Raw genomic sequence first — 17,748 nt, 5'->3', positions numbered from 1 at the left:
ATACGTGAATGGCCTCGAAACTGGATTTCATGCGGCTTCCCGCACCTGATGGCGTCAACGGATGGTGGGAAAGCCTGCCGCCCGCCGCGCCCGCGAACCGCGTGACGGGCGAGCTGCGCTTCGACTACGTAGTGGTGGGCGGCGGCATCACCGGTTTGTGCGCGGCGCGGCGGCTCGCCGAGCTTGCGCCGGATGCATCGATCGCGCTCGTCGAGGCCGATCGCATCGGGCGCTCGACGGCGGGCCGCAATTCCGGCTTCTTCGTCGATCTGCCGCACGACATCAGCAGCGAAAGCTATTCGCGCAGTGTCGAGGCAGACAAGGCGGACGTGCGCTTGCAACGGCACGGCATCGGCTATGTGCGCGATACGGTGAAGCGGCACGGCATCGCTTGCGACTGGCGCGATGATGGCAAGTATCACGCGTCGGTCAACAAGAAAGGCCACACGGCGCTGACGCATTTCGCGGACGGACTCGCGCGTATCGACGAGCCGTGCGAATGGCTCGACGAAGCCGCGATCGCGAAGGTGACGGGCACGCGCTTCTATCAAAGCGCGCTCTTCACGCCGGGATGCAGCACGGTCCAGCCGGCGGCACTCATGCGCGGTCTCGCGGCCACGCAGCCGTCGAACGTGACGGTCTTCGAACTGAGCGCGGTGAAGAACATGGAAGCGCGCGGCCAGACGAAGCTGCTGACGTTCGCGAACGGCAGCATCGAAGCGAAGCGCGTCGTGCTCTGCACCAACGCGTATGCGGCGACGTTTGGCGGCCATCCGAATGGCTTGCTGCCGGTCTACACGTTCGCGTCGATGTCGCGCGTGATGACCGACGATGAAATCGCGCGGCTCGGCGGAACGGATTCATGGGCGCTCATTCCCGCGGACCCGATGGGCACGACCGTGCGACGTCTCGCGACCAACCGTATTTGCGTACGCAACCATTTCGCGTTCCGGCCGAATCTGTCGGTCTCGGAACATGATCTGACGAAGGCGAAGCATCTGCATCGACGTTCGTTCGATCGACGTTTTCCGATGCTCGAGGATGTCGAGCTGCAATACACGTGGGGCGGCGCGTTGTGCCTCTCGGCGAACAATGGCGCGCTCTTCGGCCAGCGCGACGACGGCGTGTACGAAGCAGTCGGCTGCAACGGACTTGGTTTGAGCCGCGGATCGGCGGCGGGCAAGCTCATCGCCGAACATGTGCTCGGGCGCTCGAACGAGCTGATCGATCAACTGCTGAAACAACCGCATCCGCGTTCTCTGCCGATGCGGCCCATCGCGGACGTGGCGGTATCGGCGGCAATCTGGATGAAGGAATTCTCGGCGGGCGCCGAGCTTTGAATCTTTGAGGACATGACATGACGACGCATCAGGAATGGAAACGTCAGGCCGAACATCTGTCGCTCGATGGCCGCGCGTTCATCGCGGGCGCACGCTGCAACGCGGCATCGAATGAAACGTTCGATACGTTGAATCCGTCGACGGGCAAGGTGCTCGCGCAGATCGCCAGGTGCGAAGCGAAGGACGTCGATCGCGCGGTCGTCGCGGCGCGCGAGGCGTTCGAATCGGGCGTGTGGTCGAAGGCCGGGCCATCGCAGAGAAAGGCCGTCTTGCAGCGTCTCGCGCAACTCATCGACGACAACGCCGAAGAACTCGCGCTGCTCGAAGCGCTCGAAGCAGGCAAGCCGATCAGCGAATGCATGGGTCTCGACATTCCGGAATCGGCGGCGTGCATTCGCTGGCATGCCGAGGTCACGGACAAGCGTTACGACGCGCTGTCGCCATCGGGGGCGAGCGTCGTGAGCATGATCACGCGCGAGCCGATTGGCGTCGTCGGTGCGGTGCTGCCGTGGAATTTCCCCGCGCTGATGCTCGCGTGGAAGATCGGGCCGGCGCTGTCCGTGGGCAATAGCGTCATCGTGAAGCCCGCGGAGCAGACGTCGCTATCGACGCTGCGTATTGCCGATCTCGCGCTCGAAGCCGGCGTCCCGCCCGGCGTGTTCAGCGTGGTGACGGGCTTCGGCGAAAGCGCGGGGCAGGCGCTCGGCACGCACGCCGATGTCGATCTCATCGCGTTCACGGGTTCCACTGAAACGGGCAAGCGCTTCCTGCGCTATTCCGCCGAAACCAACATGAAGCGCGTCGTGCTCGAATGCGGCGGCAAGAATCCGCAAGTCGTGTTGCCCGATGTCGCCAATCTCGATGCCGTCGCGGAGCAGGCCGTCGCCGCCGCGTTCTGGAACATGGGCGAGAACTGCAGCGCGGGATCGCGCATTCTGGTGCATTCGAGCCACAAGGCCGAACTGCTGCAAAAGATGCAGGCCGTGCTCGAAGGCTGGAAGACGGGCGATCCGCTCGATCCCGATGTCAAGCTCGGCTCGCTCATCGAGGAAGCGCATTACCGCAAGGTGCTCGGCCACATCGAAAAGGCGAAGGCAGAAGGCGCGCGCGTCGCTTGCGGCGGCAACGCGACGCTCGCGGAAACGGGCGGCTGGTTCGTCGAGCCGACCATCTTCGATAACGTCACGCCGGACATGAGCATCGCGCGCGACGAGGTCTTCGGCCCGGTCGTGTGCTTTATCGAATATGCTGACGTCGACGAGGCCGTGCGGATCGCAAACGATACGTGCTACGGACTCGCGGCTTCGCTGTGGACCGACAACGTGAACCAGGCGCACAAAGTGGCGGCGCGCATCCGCGCGGGCACCGTGACCGTCAACTGCTTCGGCGAGGGCGATCTGTCGACGCCGTTCGGCGGCTTCAAGCAGTCCGGTTTCGGCGGACGCGACAAGTCGGTCTACGCGCACGACCAATATTGCGAGCTGAAGACGACCTGGCTGAAGCTCGACTGATTATCGGACGAGGCAACATGCGTATTGGCTTTATCGGCACGGGCACGATCACGGAGGCGGTCGTGACCGGCATGATTCGTTTCGATGTTCCCTTCGAGCGGGTCGCGCTGTCTCCGCGCAACGCGCAGACCGCCGCGCGTCTTGCGAAACTCGACGCGCGCATCGAGGTTTGCGCCAGCAATCAGGGCGTGCTCGATGCATCGGATGTCGTGTGTCTCGCGGTCTTGCCGCAAATCGCGGCAGACGTGCTGGGCGAACTCACGTTCGATGCGCGGCATCACGTCATCAGCTTCATCGCGGCCAAGTCGCTCGATGAGATGCGCGCCCTCGTGCGCCGCGCGGCCAAGGTCGTGCGCGCGATTCCGCTACCCGCTGTTGCGTCGGGCAAGGGCAGCACGGCGCTCTGTCCGCGCGATGACATCGCACGCGCGCTCTTCGCGCCGCTCGGCGAAGCGGTCGAAGTGGACGACGAACACCAGTTCAATGCGTTATCGGCCGCCACCGCGACGATGGCGGCGTTTTTCGCGTTGCTCGAAGAGCAGGCGTCGTGGCTCGCGCGGCAAGGCGTGCCGTATGCGTCCGCGCGTTCGTTTTTGTCGGGCTATCATGTGGGCCTCGCTCATGAAACGACGCTCGATACGCAACCCTTCTCGTCGATGATCGGGCGTGTCAGCACGCCAGGCGGCCTCAACGAGCAGCTCAATCGCGAACTGTCGGAGCGGGGCACCTACGCGCACTACTCGAAGGCGCTCGACGCGATCATGCGCCGCGTGCAAGGGCGCGAGTGAACACGAAGAACAAGCGCTGATCGCGAGCCCTCGAAGGTGAGTCACATGCAGAAGAAACAGCAGTTCGCGGACAGGCTTCTCGCCCAGATGCCGTCGCTGCGCGCGCTTCGGTGCTTCGTCACCGCGGCGCGTTACGAGAGCTTCACGCAAGCCGCCGAAGTGCTGTGCGTCACGCAGGCGGCCGTCAGCCGGCAGATCAAGGAGCTGGAGGACACGCTGGAGGTCGCGCTCTTCGAGCGCACCGGCAGGCACATCGCGCTGACCGATGCCGGCCGCATTCTCTACAACGCGTCGTATCTGTCGATCATGAACATCGCGGAGGCGGCGCAGGCGGTGCGGCGCGTCGACCGGCATGCGCTCACGCTCTGCATCTCTCATACGTTTTCGGCGCTCTGGCTCTCGTTCCGATTACCCGCGTTTCGCCAGCGTTTTCCGAACATCCGCCTGCATGTGATGGTGACCGAGCACTTCATGGAGCTCGACGATCTGATGGAGCCGGATGTCATCATCACGAAGAATCCGCCGCGCGAAGCGGAGTACGAAGTCGAGCCGCTTTTTCACGACATCGTTTATCCGGTATGTAGCGTTCCGTTTTTCGAGCGCTATTTTCATGGCCGTGCGCTAAAGCCGCTCGATCTGCTCGCGCATCCGACGCTGAGCCTGTCGCTGCTCGGGCGCGCGCAGGTGTGCGAGCACGTCGACTGGCGCGTGTGGAAAAACTGGTATCAGCAAGGCGACGGTTCCGAGCGGCTCGATCAGCACGACGATTTCGAAAGCAACGACTATCGCCTGCTTGTGGCTCAGGCCGAAGCGGGCGAGGGCACCTTGCTCGGCTGGCATCACCTCGTGCATCGTCAGGTGGAGCAGAAAAAGCTGGTGCGTCCCGTCGACGATGCGCTGGTGTTCCACGATCGTCATCACTACATCATCACGCATCGCAACGCGAAAGCACGCCCGGAATACATTCAGTTTCGCCAATGGCTCGACGAGGAAATCGGCACGATGATGCAGGGATGGCCCGCCGCCGAATCGAAGGCCGTTCTATGAGCGCCGCATGAAACCGGCAACCGAAAAAACGAAGGGTTATCGGCGGCTCATTCCGTCGGTGACGGCGCTGGTGGAGTTCGAGGCCGTCGCGCGGCTCGGCAGCTTCACGCTCGCGGCGCATGAACTGGGCGTTACGCAGGCCGCCGTGAGCCGGCAGGTGCGCTTTCTCGAAGAGACGCTCGGCACGCGGCTATTTCGCCGTCTGCATCGCGCGATAGAACTGACCGACGAAGGCGAGGCGCTGTATCGCGTCGTCGCGGAATCGATGCAGAAGATCGCGAGCGTGTTCGATCGCCTCGCGCGCGGGCCCGTTCAGCAGGAACTCGTGCTCGCGGCGACATCCGCGTTTTCGCATTTTCGACTGCTGCCGCGGCTTGCGTCGCTCAAGGCGTTGCAGCCCGACCTGCAGCTGCGGCTGTCGACGCAGATGTTCACGGCCGACTTGCGGCACAAGGAAATCGACGTCGCCGTGCGCTTCGGCAACGGGCTGTGGCCGGACGGCACGGCGACTTTGCTGTTCGACGAGGAGGTGTTTCCGGTCTGCGCGCCTTCATGGCTCGAAAAGCAGCCCGCGCCCGCGACGCTCGACGAACTGGCTGGCGCGGTGCTCGTCGAGTCGGATTCGACGACCGAAGGCTGGATGGGCTGGGAAGAGTGGTTCCACGCGCTCGGATGCCGGCCGATGCGCCTGAACTTCGCGCTGCGTTGCAGCCTCTATACCGATGCGATTCAGGCCGCGCGCTACGGCCAGGGCGTCGCGCTCGGATGGGGCCGGCTCGTTCAGGATTTTATCGAGAGCGGGGATCTCGTCAGGCTGGAAGTGGCATCGTTCAGGCCGACCGATTCGTACTTCGCCGTGGTGCCGCATGGCCGCGCTTTCACGCCTGCCATCGGCGGTCTCATCGAATGGCTGCGCGACGGCGCGCTCGCATAAACCAAAGTCATGCGACACCGAAAATAAAGCGCATTGACGCTATTTTTCAGCGATCCAATACTCGAAATATGGCGGGACCATTCGAAGTCCCGATACCCTGAACGTTGGAGAGCGACGATGTCCGAAGTGCAAATGAAGACGCATGGCGAACTGATCCGCAGCCGCGAGCCCGGGCATGGCTTGCCCGGCGAGCTGTTCGGACGGCAGGACGTGTTCGAGACGGACGTCGAGGTCTTCTTCCAGAAGCACTGGATTCTGGTCGGCGTGACGGCGGACGTGCCCGAGCCGGGCGATGTGTCGACCGTCGATATCGGCCGGGCTTCGATCATCATCGTTCGGGATGACGACGAGAACATTCGCACTTATCGGAACGTCTGCCGGCATCGCGGCGCGCGCCTGAAGGAACCGGGGAAATCGACCGTCGGCATGCTGGTCTGCCCGTATCACCAATGGACTTACGATCTCGACGGCAGCCTGCGCCACGCCGCGCACATGGGCAAGGATTTCGACGCGAAGTGCCGCAGTTTGTTGCCGGTGCATACGCGGATCGTCGGGACACATATTTTCGTGTGCCTCGCCGACGAGCCGCCGGCGGACATCGCGAAGCTCGAAGACACGATGGCGCCGCGCTTCGCGCCCTACGACCTCACGAACACGAAGATCGCGTTCGAATCGGAGATCATCGAAAACGGCAACTGGAAGCTCGTGATCGAGAACAATCGCGAGTGCTATCACTGCGCCGCGACGCATCCGGAACTCACTGCCTCGTTTTTGCCGGAAGATTTCGGTTTCTGTCCGGAGAATCTCAGCGAAGAATCGCTGCTCGAAATCGAAGCCTATAAGAAACGGAACGCGGCGTGTCAGGCGAGCTGGGAGAACGACGGCTTCACGAGCGCGACCGTCGAATGGCTGGACGAAGATGCGGTCACGCAATTCCGGACGCAACAACTCGTGATCGCGGGCTACGGCGAGTCGCAGACGATCAGCACGAAGGTCGCGAGCCAGAAGCTGCTCGGCAATCTGCAGCGCCGCGATCTCGGCGACACGCATCTCTGGACGCACAACTCATGGACGCACGTCATGAGCGATCATGCGGTGATTTCGTACATCATCCCGCTCGCGCCGGATAAAACGCTCGTGCGTTCGAAATGGCTCGTGCACGCGGATGCCGTCGAAGGCGTCGATTATCAGCTTCAGGATCTGACGGAAGTGTGGGTCGCGACGAACGCGCAGGACAAGCATCTCGTCGAAATCACGCACGAAGGCACGCAGGATCCGGCGTATCGGCCAGCGGTGTTCTCGCCGTTCACGGAAAGCTACGTGGAGCAGTTTTCGCGCTGGTATTCGGCGCGCCTGAGCGCGCACGGCGTTTGAACATCAGTGATCCGTGACGAAGGTCGGGTGGCGCGTGCGGATCTCGTCCACCTGACTGAGCGTGCCGGAAAGATGCTTGCGCAACGCGGCATCGGCGGCATCGGCATCGCCTTTTTCGATGGCATCGACGATTTCCGTGTGGTCGCGCACCACGGCCATCGTCTTGCCCTCGACCGGCAGATGCAGCCGCCGCAACCGGTCGATATGCCCGCTGAGTCTGCGCACGAGATCCCACAACTGCGGCACGCCCGCGGCTTCATACATCTGCCGATGAAACGCCTGATCGAGCGCTGAGAACTGCTCGACGTCCTGCGGCTCCATCCATTCCATCTGTTCCGCGATCGTCGCGCGCAGCCGCGCGATCAGCGACGCCTTATGCTCCCGCGCGAGCGTGCGCACGATTTCCAGTTCGATCGAGCGACGCAGAAAGTGCGCCTGCATCGCCGATGCCACGCTGATCTGGCTTACGACCGTCGCGTGCTGCGGAAAAATATCGACCAGTCCTTCTTCGCCGAGCTTCATCAGCGCGTCGCGCACCGGCGTCTGGCTCAGGCCGTAGCGCGTCGCGAGTTCGGTGCGCGACAGCACCGTGCCCGGTTCCAGTTCGAGCGACAGGATCATGTCGCGCAGCCGCTCGAACACCTGCGGCGCGGCATGACGAGAACGGTCCAGGCGATGCACGGAAGCGGAATTATTCATTTCGGATTGAAAGGAAGGCGACTGAAACATTAGTACTATAGCCGCGCCCATGCCCGATGAGTAAGCCGTTGGCGGGTCGGCGTTTACCCGACTGACACATTAATATATTAGTGCTTTACCATTCGGCCATTCCATTAATTTTCGGAACGCCCGACATGACCCGCGATATAGCCATCACCCAGATTCGAATCACGCCGATCGCATTCCGCGATGGTCCGTTGCTCAACGCCGCGGGCATCCACGAACCGTGGGCGTTGCGCGCGATCGTCGAACTGGAGACGAGCGACGGACGCGTCGGCATCTCGGAGACTTACGGCGACGAGCCGATGCTGCGGGTGCTCGATCAGGCGAAGGAGCTCGTCATCGGCCTGTCTCCTTTCGATCTGAATGTGATGGAAGAACGCGTGCGCGCGACGATCACCGCGACGCCCGGCGCGGTCGAATTCGAACTCGCGCCCGGCTCGCACGCCGCGAAAAACGCGCCCAAGGTCATCAGCACGCTCGAAGTGGCGATGCTCGATCTGCAAGGCCAAATCGTCGGCGCGCCGGTCGTGGACTTGCTCGGCGGCAAGGTGCGCGACGCCGTGCCCTACAGCGCGTATCTGTTTTTCAAGTACGCCGAGCACATCGACAAGCCGTATGCGCCCGATGCGTGGGGCGAGGGCATCAGCCCGGAGCAGATCGTCGCGCAGGCGCAGCGCATGATCGACCTCTACGGTTTCCAGAGCATCAAGCTGAAGGGCGGCGTGTTCGAGCCGGCGCATGAAATTGCGTGCATGCAGGCGCTCGCGAAGGCGTTCCCGGGCATGCCGCTGCGTCTCGATCCGAACGCGAACTGGACGCTCGAAACCAGCATCGAGGCCGCGCCGCAGCTCGATGAAATTCTCGAATACTACGAGGATCCGTGCCCCGGCCTCGAAGGCATGGCCGAACTGCAGAAGCACACGAAACTGCCGCTCGCGACCAACATGGTCATCACGACGATGGACGACTTCCGCCGCGGCTGCAACATGGGCTCGATCAAGGTGCTGCTTTCGGATCATCACTACTGGGGCGGCCTGCGCGCCACGCAGACACTCGCGCGCATGGCGAAGCTCTGGGGCTTCGGCATGTCGATGCATTCGAACTCGCACCTCGGCATCAGCCTGATGGCGATGACGCATGTCGCCGCGAGTGTGCCGAACCTCACCTACGCATGCGACACGCATTACCCGTGGCAGGAAGAGGAAGTCATCAAGGGCGGCCGCGTGAAGTTCGATAACGGCGCGGTGCGCGTGCCGACGACGCCCGGTCTCGGTGTCGAGCTCGATCGCGAGAAGCTCGCCGAATTGCACGAGCAGTACAAGACGTGCGGCGTGCGCAATCGCGACGACCTTTCGCAGATGCGCAAATATCAGCCGGAATTCTCGGGCAAGAATCCGCGCTTCTGAGCCATAGAACAACAACACAAGGCATTCAAGGAGACACCCTCATGAGCAGTTCCAGCGCGCTGTCGAGCGCCGTTCGCAAGATCAAGTGGCATGTGCTGCCGCTTTTCGTCGTGATGTTCATCGTCAATTACATCGACCGGGTGAACATCGGATTCGTGCGTCAGCATTTGAGCGCGGACCTCGGCATCGGCGCGGCCGCTTATGGCCTCGGCGCGGGCCTGTTCTTCGTGAGCTATGCCGTGTTCGAAGTGCCGTCGAACATGCTGATGCAGCGCTTCGGCGCGAAAGCGTGGCTCACGCGCATCATGATTACGTGGGGACTCGCGGCCGTGGGCATGGCCTTCGTGCAGGGCGAGACCTCGTTCTATGCGATGCGTCTCTTGCTCGGCGCGGCCGAAGCGGGCTTCTTTCCGGGCGTCGTGTTCTATTTCACGCAATGGCTGCCGCGCGATGAACGCGGCAAGGCGATGGCCGTCTTCCTGAGCGGTTCCGCGCTCGCTTCCGTGTTCTCCGGCCCGATCTCGGGCGGTCTGATGCTGATCGAAGGCGCGGGCCTGCGCGGCTGGCAGTGGATGTTCATCATCGAAGGCATGGCGTCGGTCGTGCTCGCCGGCTTCGTCTGGTTCTGGCTCGATTCGAAGCCGCGCGATGCAAAGTGGCTCACGCGCGCCGAGCAGGACGCGATCGTCACGGAGATCGAAGACGAGCAGCGCCGCCGCGACGCCGCGCATGTGAAGACGCCGTCGTCGTGGAGCCTGATGCGCGATCCGCAGATCCTGATCTTCTGCCTGATCTATTTCTCGGTGTCGCTGACGATCTATGGCGCGACGTTCTGGCTGCCGAGCATCATCCGCAAGATGGGGCACCTGAACGATTTCCAGGTCGGATTGTTCAACTCGATTCCGTGGCTCATTTCCATCGTCGCGATGTATCTGTTCGCGGCGCTCGCGGCGCGCTTTAAGTTTCAGCAGGCATGGGTCGCGTGCGTGTTGCTCATCGCGGCCGCCGGCATGTACGCAGCGGGCCAGGGCAGTCCGGTGTTCTCGTTCGTTGCAATCTGCTTTGCCGCTATCGGGTTCAAGGCTGCATCGTCGCTGTTCTGGCCGATTCCGCAAGGCTATCTCGATGCGCGCATCGCCGCGCCCGTGCTTGCGCTGATCAATTCGATCGGCAATCTGGGCGGCTTCGTCGCGCCGGCCACCTTCGGCTTTCTCGAGCAAAAGACGGGTTCGATTCAGGGCGGCCTGACAGGCCTCGCCGTGATGTCGATTCTCGCTGCGGGCGTCGTGTTCCTCGCTCGCATGACGCCTCGCGAAGGGCGCGACGTCGCGGCGCTGCGGCCGGGCGTGCAGAAGTAAGGGAGGCATACAAACTGCTGGCCGTCTTCGATCGGTACATCGATCGGAGACGACAATGGCGACGAATCAGCGCCACAGACTGGGCGAATGGCTCCCGCGTGAAGAGCAGGCGATCGCGCGCTTTCGCGAGACATTCGCCGAGTAAGCCCGGCAGCGCGCGGGCAGAACGAAACGCAACAGCGTCATCGAAGAGATGGCGGCTTTCATCCACGACGATCCGGTCGTGCGCATGGACTTCACGCGCGCGATCCGTCAGGCGCATGAAGCCGGATTCAAGCTCGGTTATGCGAGCATCGACGAATTCATCGTATTGCTCGATGCGATGCTGACGTACGCGCCGCCGTTCAGCGAATCGAGCCTGATCCATTGCCCCATCAACGCATTGCTCGACTGGCCGATGGTCATGCCGTCGGGCTATGCGCTCTTTCGCGATCCCGCATTCAACGCGTATCTGAAGCGCGTGCTGAACGTGTGGTCCGGCTTTCTCAGCGGACCGTATTCGCGCACGCATCTGAACACCGACGCGCCCGATGGCTGGTTCAGCAAAGAGGCCGATAGCAAGATCGGACTGCACCAGTTTCTCTGCGATCCGCATAAGCCGTATTGGGGCTTCGCGTCGTGGAATCATTTCTTCACGCGCGAATTCAAGCCTGGCGCGCGGCCTGTTGCAGAGCCGGATAACGCCAAGATCATCGTCAGTGCGTGCGAGGCTTCGCCCTATAACGTCCAGGACGATGTGCAACTGGAAGACTCGTTCTGGATCAAGTCGCAGCCTTATTCGCTGATGGACATGTTCACGGCGAAAGAAGCGGAACTCGCGAAGCGATTCGTCGGTGGCACGGTGTATCAGGCCTTTCTAAGCGCGTTTTTCTATCATCGCTGGCATGCGCCGGTGAGCGGCACGATCGTGAAGGCATATCTCGTCGACGGCACCTACTTCTCGGATGCCGACTCGGAAGGCGAAGATCCCGGCAGCCTCAACGATTCGCAAGGCTATATCACTGCGGTCGCGGCGCGCGCGGTCATCGTCATCGATTGCGACGATCCGGACATCGGCGAGGTTGCGTGCGTGTTCGTCGGCATGGCGGAAGTGTCGTCATGCATGATCGAGGCGTTGCCGGGCCAGCGCGTGCGCAAGGGCGAAGAGCTCGGCTACTTCCAATACGGAGGTTCCACGTATTGCCTCGTCTTCAGGCCCGGCGTGATCGAAAGCTTCGAGCGGCAGAAGCCATTCGATGACGATGCGCCGCCCGTGCAGGTCAACGCGCATCTTTGCACGGCGCGCTGAATTGCGGCCAGGGAACTGCGTTCGCTTAAGCAATCAGAAAGGAACGGCAATTGCTCGCGCATCAGGCAAATACATGCAAATAAACGCACAACGCGCGAGGCAAAGACATGGCCGAATCAGACAATGCCGTTCGCAAGAACGACGCTTATCCCTATTCGTCGGGCGGATGGGGTTCGCTCAAAGCCGTCACCGGCGCGCTCGTTCACGAGAAGGTGCCGCTCAAGGCGAGCACCGTGCTCATGAAGCAGAACAAGCCCGAAGGCTTCGCGTGCGTGAGCTGTTCGTGGGCCAAGCCCGCCGATCCGCACACCTTCGAGTTCTGTGAAAGCGGCGCGAAAGCAACCGCATGGGATCTGACGGCGAAGCGCATGACGCCGCAGTTCTTCGAGCTTCATACGGTGACGCAGCTATGCGCGTGGCATGACCACGATCTCGAGGACGCGGGTCGTCTCACCGCGCCGCTGCGTTACGACGCGGCCACCGACAAGTACGTGAGCGTCTCGTGGCAGGAAGCCTTCGAGGACATCGGCCGCGAACTGCGCGCGCTCGATCCGAAAAGCGTCGTGTTCTATGCATCGGGCAGAGCATCGCTGGAAACGTCGTACATGTATCAGCTTTTCGCGCGCATGTACGGCACCAACAATCTGCCCGACAGTTCGAACATGTGCCATGAAAGCACGAGCGTCGGACTGAAGGAAGCGATCGGCGTGGGCGTCGGCACCGTCAGGCTCGAGGACTTCGAGAAGACCGACCTCATGTTCTTCCTCGGACAGAACGTCGGGACCAACAGCCCGCGCATGCTGCATCAGCTGCAGGAAGCAAGAAAGCGCGGCGTGCCGATCATCACGTTCAATCCGCTGCGCGAGCCGGGACTGCTGAAGTTCGCCAACCCGCAGTCGCCCGTCGAGATGATGACGCCCGCGCATACGCTCATCAGCACGCAATATCATCAGCTGAAAACGGGCGGCGATACCGCTGCGTTGCTCGGCATCTGCAAGGCCGTCATTCACGCCGACGACCGCGCGAAGGAAGCGAACGAACCGCGCGTGCTCGATGTCGATTTCATCGAAACGCATACCGTGGGCTTCGAAGCCTTCGCGAATTACGTGCGCGCTGCATCGTGGGACGATATCGAGCGCGTGGCGGGACTGCCGCGCGCTGACATGGAAGCCGCCGCCGACGAATACATGCGCGCGAACGCAGTGATGGCCCACTACGGCATGGGCATCACGCAGCACAGGCAGGGCGTGCAGAACGTACGCATGCTGTGCAATCTGCTCTTTCTGCGCGGCAATGTCGGCAAGCCGGGCGCGGGACCGTCGCCGGTGCGCGGGCATTCGAACGTGCAGGGGCAGCGCACGGTCGGCATCACCGAGAAGCCGGAGCTCGCGCCGCTCGACAAGCTCGCGAGCCAGTTCGGTTTCGAGCCGCCGCGCGAGAAGGGCATGAATATCGTCGAAGCGTTCGAAGCCATGCTCGATGGCAAGGTCAGCGCGATCATCAATCTTGGCGGCAACCTCGTGCGTTCGGTGCCCGACCGCATGCGCATCGAACCGGCGTGGCGCGGTCTGAAGCTCACCGTCAATGTCGCGACAAAGCTCAATCGCAGTCATCTCGTGCATGGCGAGAAGTCGTACATTCTGCCGTGTCTGAGCCGCATTGAGATCGATACGCAAGCGAGCGGCGCGCAGGCTGTCACGATGGAAGACAGCACCGGCTGCATTCACGGTTCGCGCGGCGTCGCGGAGCCCGCGTCGCCGGATGCGCGCTCGGAGCCGTATATCGTCGCGGAACTGGCGAAGCATACGCTCGGCGAGCGATCGACCATCGACTGGGATCGCTGGCGCAACGACTATGCGCTGGTACGCGATGAAATCGCGAAGACGTATCCCGAGAGCTTTCACGACTTCAACGAAAGAATGTGGACGCCCGGCGGTTTTCCTCGCGCTCTGCCCGCGCGCGAACGCAAGTGGCAGACGAAGAGCGGCAAGGCGGAATTCTTCGTGCCGGAAACGCTCGGCGAAGACCCGGACATGCCCGAACGCGAACCCGATTCGCTGCGCCTCATGACGCTGCGCAGCGACAGTCAGTTCAACACGACGATCTATAGCCACGACGATCGCTTTCGCGGCGTCAAGGGCGATCGCATGGTGATCTTCATGTGCGAAGCCGACATGGCGCGACACGGCCTCAAGAAAGATGACCGCATCACGCTGCGCACCATTGCCGATGATGGTTTCGATCGGCGTGTGGCGGGTCTGCGCATACATCCGTATGACATACCGGAAGGATGCATCGCGGGTTATTACCCCGAGTGCAATCCGTTGCTCCCGCTATGGCATTGCGCGAAGGAAAGCAAGGTGCCCGGCGCGAAGTCGATTCCGGTGTTCATCGTCGAAGTCAACGGCGCGCCGCGCGAACACTGAATCATGCAGATCGACGGATGCGGCGCGCGGAAGCGGGCCGCAAGCAATGCGCGATCGCAAGCGCGCCAAGGGACATCACGGCGAGTGATGCGAGCGGAAACGTTCCGAACGTATTCGCCGCAATCGCAGACGGACGACTCTGTGCGACGAGTTGCATGCGGCGCTTTGTCATGCGCGCACCAAGTTCCGACAACTGCGAAGCGAGCGCGCGTTCGGCAGTGGGCAGCAAGACGGTTTCCTCATCGGCGACGTGATGCATCACTTCACGCATGAGCTGCATGAAACGCGCGTCGTAGGCGGCGTCCTGCGGACCCATCGCGCGCAGCTTCGCGATGTCTTCGCGCATCTGGTCGTGCTCGGGCTTGCTTTTGGCGAGATGCTCGTCGCCTGCCATTGCCTCGCTCAACGCGGGATAAAAGATTTCTTCCTCCAGTTGCGCGTGAATTTCAAGTGCAGTACACGCAAGCTCGACGATCGCGCGCTTTCTCCACCACGATGTCTCCGCGTGATAGCGATGAAACGCCGCCATGACATGCGTGTGATCCATGCGGATCATCGTCGTGATGGAAGGGGAACAGGAAGGCATATCCACGGTGACTCCTTGGCGGCTTTGCAGCTCTGCTGTGGTGGTGGGGAAAGACGCGTTATCGTGCTCGCTCCGGCACGACATGCGATCAGCAAGCGTTATTCCGCATCGCATGCGCGGCGGTAGCGGCACGGGACTTGCATCGTTCGTGAACTCACTTCTGAAGGAGGGGCCATGAGTATTTTTTCCAATATCCTGAACAAGATCTTCCACCACGACAGCGCACCGGCGAGCACCGGCACGGGCACGGCTGCGGGTCAGGCCGCAGCGCCGGCCGGAGGCGCTGCCGCCGCGCCGACGACGTCCACCGCCGCGTCCACGCCCGCACAACCGGCCGCACAAGCCGCCGCGCCGATGCAGGAAGTGGACGTCGAGGCCGTGCTGACGAAGATGCAGGCGAATCACGGCGAGCAGCTCAACTGGCGCACGTCGATCGTCGATCTGATGAAGCTGCTCGGTCTGGACAGCAGCCTGTCCGCGCGCAAGGAACTGGCTGCGGAACTGCACTACTCGGGCAACACGGAAGATTCCGCTGCAATGAATATCTGGCTTCATAAGCAGGTCATGCAGAAGCTCGCGGAAAACGGCGGCAAGGTGCCCGACGAACTCAAGTAAGCGACGCTTTTCATCAGACGGAAGACGCGCGCGATGGCAGGTCGAAGCGTGCGTCGTCCGCCAGACGGTCGAAACAACAAGAAAAAAACGATACGGACGACGCATTTCCGGGAAGGCACGACGCGTCCATCGAAAGGCACGGTAGCTCGAACCTTTCTTTTGCAGTATGCAGGGGAGAAACATGAACGACAGAGACCAGATTTCCGACGCGGCGCCGCTGGACACGGTGCCCAACACGTCCAGCCCGGCCTATGCGAACGCACATCCCGTCACTCGCGCGTTCGATGCTTTCGCAAGCGCAGTCACGAGATGGGCCGGCTCGCCGGTCGCGTTCGGGCTGGCGGTCATTTGCATCGTGGTCTGGCTGATATCCGGACCGCTATTCAAGTTTTCGGACGGGTGGCAACTCGTCATCAACACGGGCACGACCATCATCACGTTTCTGATGGTGTTCCTGATCCAGCAGAGCGCGAACAAGGACAGCGTGGCGATGCATCTGAAGCTCAACGAGTTGCTCGCGTCGCATCGCACGGCGAGCAATCAGCTGATCGGTATCGAAGATGCAACGGAGGAAGAACTGCGCAAGCTGGCCGCCGCTTATTTGCAACTCGCATCGGAAAAGCAGGGCGGCGAAGCTCCGGCGCGGACCGACGACGGCGCGGCCGCCGACATCGCGCGGCGTCTCGCGCGCGCTCACGCCAAGACCGCGGCCAAGCGGACACGATGAAGTTGCGTTGCGCTGGCATGCACACTGCTGTTGGTCATCGGTAACACTCCGTTTCGACAAAAACTCGCCGGAGAAGTAACGATGACAATTCAGAGAAAAATCGCCAACTGGCGCAGGGTCGGCCATTTCTGCACGAGACGCCTCGTCGACTACGGCGAGTTGATTCCGATCGAACTCGCTGAAACCAAGAAGCGCGTGCTGCATGAAGTCGTCGCGCTCGTCGCGCTCGCGATCGGCGCGCTGTTCACGCTGTCGTTCGTATCGATCGCGGTGATCGTGACGGCTGTCGGCACGCCGCATCTCGTGCTGACGGCGTGGTGCGTCGCGGCTGCGTGGCTCGCGGTTGCGGTGATCGCGGTCATCGTGATGATGTCGCGCAAGCCGGCCGAGCCGTTCCAGTTGCTGCGCAGCGAGTTGCGCCGCGACGTCGATGCCATCAAGGAGGCGACGCAATGAAGCACGCCGAAGCTCAGAGCGTCGTGCTCGCGCGCATGGCGGAATCGCGCGCGGAGCTGATCGCCGCGCATATGGCCGACGAACCGATGCGAATCGCGCGTGCGCCGCGCCGCGCACTGCCGGCGAGTGCCCGTCCCGCGCCATGGTTTCTGCGCACGCCCAATGCGGAACTCATCGCGCTCGCGCTGGTGGGTGTCGCGATTCTTGGCTTGCGTCGCACGGTGCAGACGGCGGTCGGCGCGGGATTGAGCGCGTCGACTCACCGGGCGTTCGGCGATCTGCTCAACGCGCTGCGCGAATGATCGTTCGCGGATGAATGGTGTTCAACGCCGCGCGCGCCGCTTCTTCGGCTTGCGCGGCGGCGTGAGCGCGGCCGTCAAGAGAGTCGACGCTTGCCGTTTCGCTTGCGCAGTCGCGCGGCCGCGCGTCGCCCCGATGACCGCGTTCGCACCGGAAAGCCACATGCTGAGGAAAGGGTTCTTCTTCGCCCAGGGGTTTTTCATGATTCGGCTCCGGTGCGCGCTCAAGAGCGTCAATGCAGGCGCATCGTGTTATCGCCTGCGTCCTTCGGGATTTTCGCTTCGAGCTGTTCCTTGCGCTGCATCAGCTTGCTGCCGAGCGCCTCCAGATCGGCTCCGGACTTGCGCAATTTCGGAAACAGTTCCGATTCTTCTTCTTCGATATGGTGATTCACCATTTCGGACAGCACCTTGAACGTGGCGTCGAAACCCTTGTCGGACGGCTTCAGCTGCGTGAACTTCTCGATCAGCACCTTGACGAGATAGTGCTCGACGTAAGCCTCTTCGACATCGGGCCGGTCGTCTTCGTCCAGCGCTTCCTGCGCGGCCGGGTACAACAACTCTTCTTCGATCATCGCGTGAACCGTCAGTTCTTCGCAGGCGCGGCGCACGAGCGTGGCTTTCGCGTCGAGATCGTCTTTCTCCGCTTTCTCGAACGCGTCGAACAGCTTTTGCACGGCGCGATGATCGTCGGTCAGCACCTGAATCGCGTCCTGGCTGCGGGCGGTGCCGGACGGGGCGGTGGTCGTCGGCTGGGTGGAGGGTTGGCGCGGCATCGTGAACTCCTTTTCGGAATGTGGGGTGTCACGATGACGAGCAAAGAGCGGGCCTACGACGCATCGCGGGCGATGAAACCAAAAATCGGAACGA

General features: G+C 62.3%; 17 protein-coding genes and 1 pseudogene. 14 read left to right on the top strand and 4 right to left on the bottom strand.

Features of this window, described 5'->3' with window-relative positions:
* The first annotated feature begins 8 nt into the window (after positions 1-8).
* From QCE58_RS20865 to QCE58_RS20840, 6 genes are all read left to right on the top strand, one after another.
* Positions 9-1,340: an FAD-binding oxidoreductase gene (locus QCE58_RS20865; protein ID WP_250521958.1), complete on the top strand. Its 1,332-nt coding sequence runs from the start codon at positions 9-11 to the stop codon at positions 1,338-1,340.
* A gap of 17 nt (positions 1,341-1,357) precedes the next feature.
* Positions 1,358-2,851, top strand: coding sequence for an aldehyde dehydrogenase (locus tag QCE58_RS20860; protein ID WP_250457374.1), 1,494 nt, complete (start codon positions 1,358-1,360; stop codon positions 2,849-2,851).
* Between the two features lie 17 nt (positions 2,852-2,868).
* Positions 2,869-3,639, top strand: a complete 771-nt coding sequence (locus tag QCE58_RS20855; protein ID WP_250521957.1) for a pyrroline-5-carboxylate reductase — start codon at positions 2,869-2,871, stop codon at positions 3,637-3,639.
* Between the two features lie 45 nt (positions 3,640-3,684).
* Positions 3,685-4,686: a LysR family transcriptional regulator gene (locus QCE58_RS20850; RefSeq protein WP_008348237.1), complete on the top strand. Its 1,002-nt coding sequence runs from the start codon at positions 3,685-3,687 to the stop codon at positions 4,684-4,686.
* A gap of 7 nt (positions 4,687-4,693) precedes the next feature.
* Positions 4,694-5,620 (top strand): LysR substrate-binding domain-containing protein, encoded by a 927-nt coding sequence (locus tag QCE58_RS20845; RefSeq protein WP_250521956.1) that lies wholly within the window; start codon positions 4,694-4,696, stop codon positions 5,618-5,620.
* A 117-nt stretch (positions 5,621-5,737) separates the two neighbouring features.
* Positions 5,738-6,994 carry an SRPBCC family protein gene (locus QCE58_RS20840; protein ID WP_008348234.1) on the top strand — a complete coding sequence of 419 codons (1,257 nt, stop codon included), beginning with the start codon at positions 5,738-5,740 and terminating at the stop codon, positions 6,992-6,994.
* Between the two features lie 3 nt (positions 6,995-6,997).
* Here QCE58_RS20840 and QCE58_RS20835 read toward each other — a convergent pair whose 3' ends face one another.
* Positions 6,998-7,693 carry a GntR family transcriptional regulator gene (locus tag QCE58_RS20835; protein ID WP_033536277.1) on the bottom strand — a complete coding sequence of 232 codons (696 nt, stop codon included), beginning with the start codon at positions 7,691-7,693 and terminating at the stop codon, positions 6,998-7,000.
* Positions 7,694-7,848: 155 nt separating this feature from the next.
* Between QCE58_RS20835 and QCE58_RS20830 the strand changes: the two genes are divergently transcribed.
* The 4 genes and pseudogenes from QCE58_RS20830 to QCE58_RS20815 all read left to right on the top strand — a co-directional run bounded on the left by QCE58_RS20830 (position 7,849) and on the right by QCE58_RS20815 (position 14,195).
* Complete coding sequence (locus QCE58_RS20830) at positions 7,849-9,123, top strand: glucarate dehydratase family protein (RefSeq protein WP_008348230.1); 1,275 nt, start codon at positions 7,849-7,851, stop codon at positions 9,121-9,123.
* 41 nt (positions 9,124-9,164) lie between these two features.
* A complete protein-coding gene (locus QCE58_RS20825; protein WP_250436614.1) occupies positions 9,165-10,481 on the top strand; it encodes an MFS transporter in 1,317 nt (438 codons plus the stop codon).
* A gap of 55 nt (positions 10,482-10,536) precedes the next feature.
* Positions 10,537-11,769, top strand: a pseudogene (locus tag QCE58_RS20820) (phosphatidylserine decarboxylase family protein).
* Between the two features lie 107 nt (positions 11,770-11,876).
* Positions 11,877-14,195: an FdhF/YdeP family oxidoreductase gene (locus QCE58_RS20815; protein WP_250521955.1), complete on the top strand. Its 2,319-nt coding sequence runs from the start codon at positions 11,877-11,879 to the stop codon at positions 14,193-14,195.
* Position 14,196: 1 nt separating this feature from the next.
* Here the strand turns inward: QCE58_RS20815 and QCE58_RS20810 are convergent, their stop codons facing one another.
* Positions 14,197-14,781, bottom strand: a complete 585-nt coding sequence (locus QCE58_RS20810; RefSeq protein ID WP_250441004.1) for a hemerythrin domain-containing protein — start codon at positions 14,779-14,781, stop codon at positions 14,197-14,199.
* Positions 14,782-14,955: 174 nt separating this feature from the next.
* Between QCE58_RS20810 and QCE58_RS20805 the strand changes: the two genes are divergently transcribed.
* The 4 genes from QCE58_RS20805 (at position 14,956) to QCE58_RS20790 (ending at position 16,881) form a co-directional block, all read left to right on the top strand.
* Entirely contained in the window at positions 14,956-15,396 is a 441-nt protein-coding gene (locus QCE58_RS20805; RefSeq protein WP_034470889.1) for a DUF3597 domain-containing protein, read from the top strand.
* Positions 15,397-15,577: 181 nt separating this feature from the next.
* On the top strand, positions 15,578-16,123 hold the full coding sequence (locus QCE58_RS20800) for a low affinity iron permease family protein (RefSeq protein ID WP_008348216.1): 546 nt from the start codon (positions 15,578-15,580) through the stop codon (positions 16,121-16,123).
* Between the two features lie 81 nt (positions 16,124-16,204).
* On the top strand, positions 16,205-16,579 hold the full coding sequence (locus QCE58_RS20795; protein WP_008348214.1) for a phage holin family protein: 375 nt from the start codon (positions 16,205-16,207) through the stop codon (positions 16,577-16,579).
* On the top strand, positions 16,576-16,881 hold the full coding sequence (locus tag QCE58_RS20790; RefSeq protein WP_008348212.1) for a hypothetical protein: 306 nt from the start codon (positions 16,576-16,578) through the stop codon (positions 16,879-16,881). The genes QCE58_RS20795 and QCE58_RS20790 overlap by 4 nt, the downstream gene beginning before the upstream one ends.
* A 21-nt stretch (positions 16,882-16,902) precedes the next feature.
* On the opposite strand, the gene QCE58_RS20785 is transcribed toward QCE58_RS20790, so the two are convergent.
* Together QCE58_RS20785 and QCE58_RS20780 are read right to left on the bottom strand one after the other, a co-directional pair.
* Complete coding sequence (locus QCE58_RS20785; RefSeq protein ID WP_250457387.1) at positions 16,903-17,082, bottom strand: hypothetical protein; 180 nt, start codon at positions 17,080-17,082, stop codon at positions 16,903-16,905.
* 29 nt (positions 17,083-17,111) lie between these two features.
* On the bottom strand, positions 17,112-17,654 hold the full coding sequence (locus QCE58_RS20780; RefSeq protein ID WP_250521954.1) for a hemerythrin domain-containing protein: 543 nt from the start codon (positions 17,652-17,654) through the stop codon (positions 17,112-17,114).
* Positions 17,655-17,748 lie beyond the last annotated feature (94 nt).

The sequence above is a fragment of the Caballeronia sp. LZ028 genome (assembly GCF_031451415.1).
GTDB lineage: Bacteria > Pseudomonadota > Gammaproteobacteria > Burkholderiales > Burkholderiaceae > Caballeronia > Caballeronia zhejiangensis.
The sequence above is the reverse complement of the archived record's forward strand: the minus strand, read 5'-3'. Positions and strand labels throughout refer to the sequence as shown.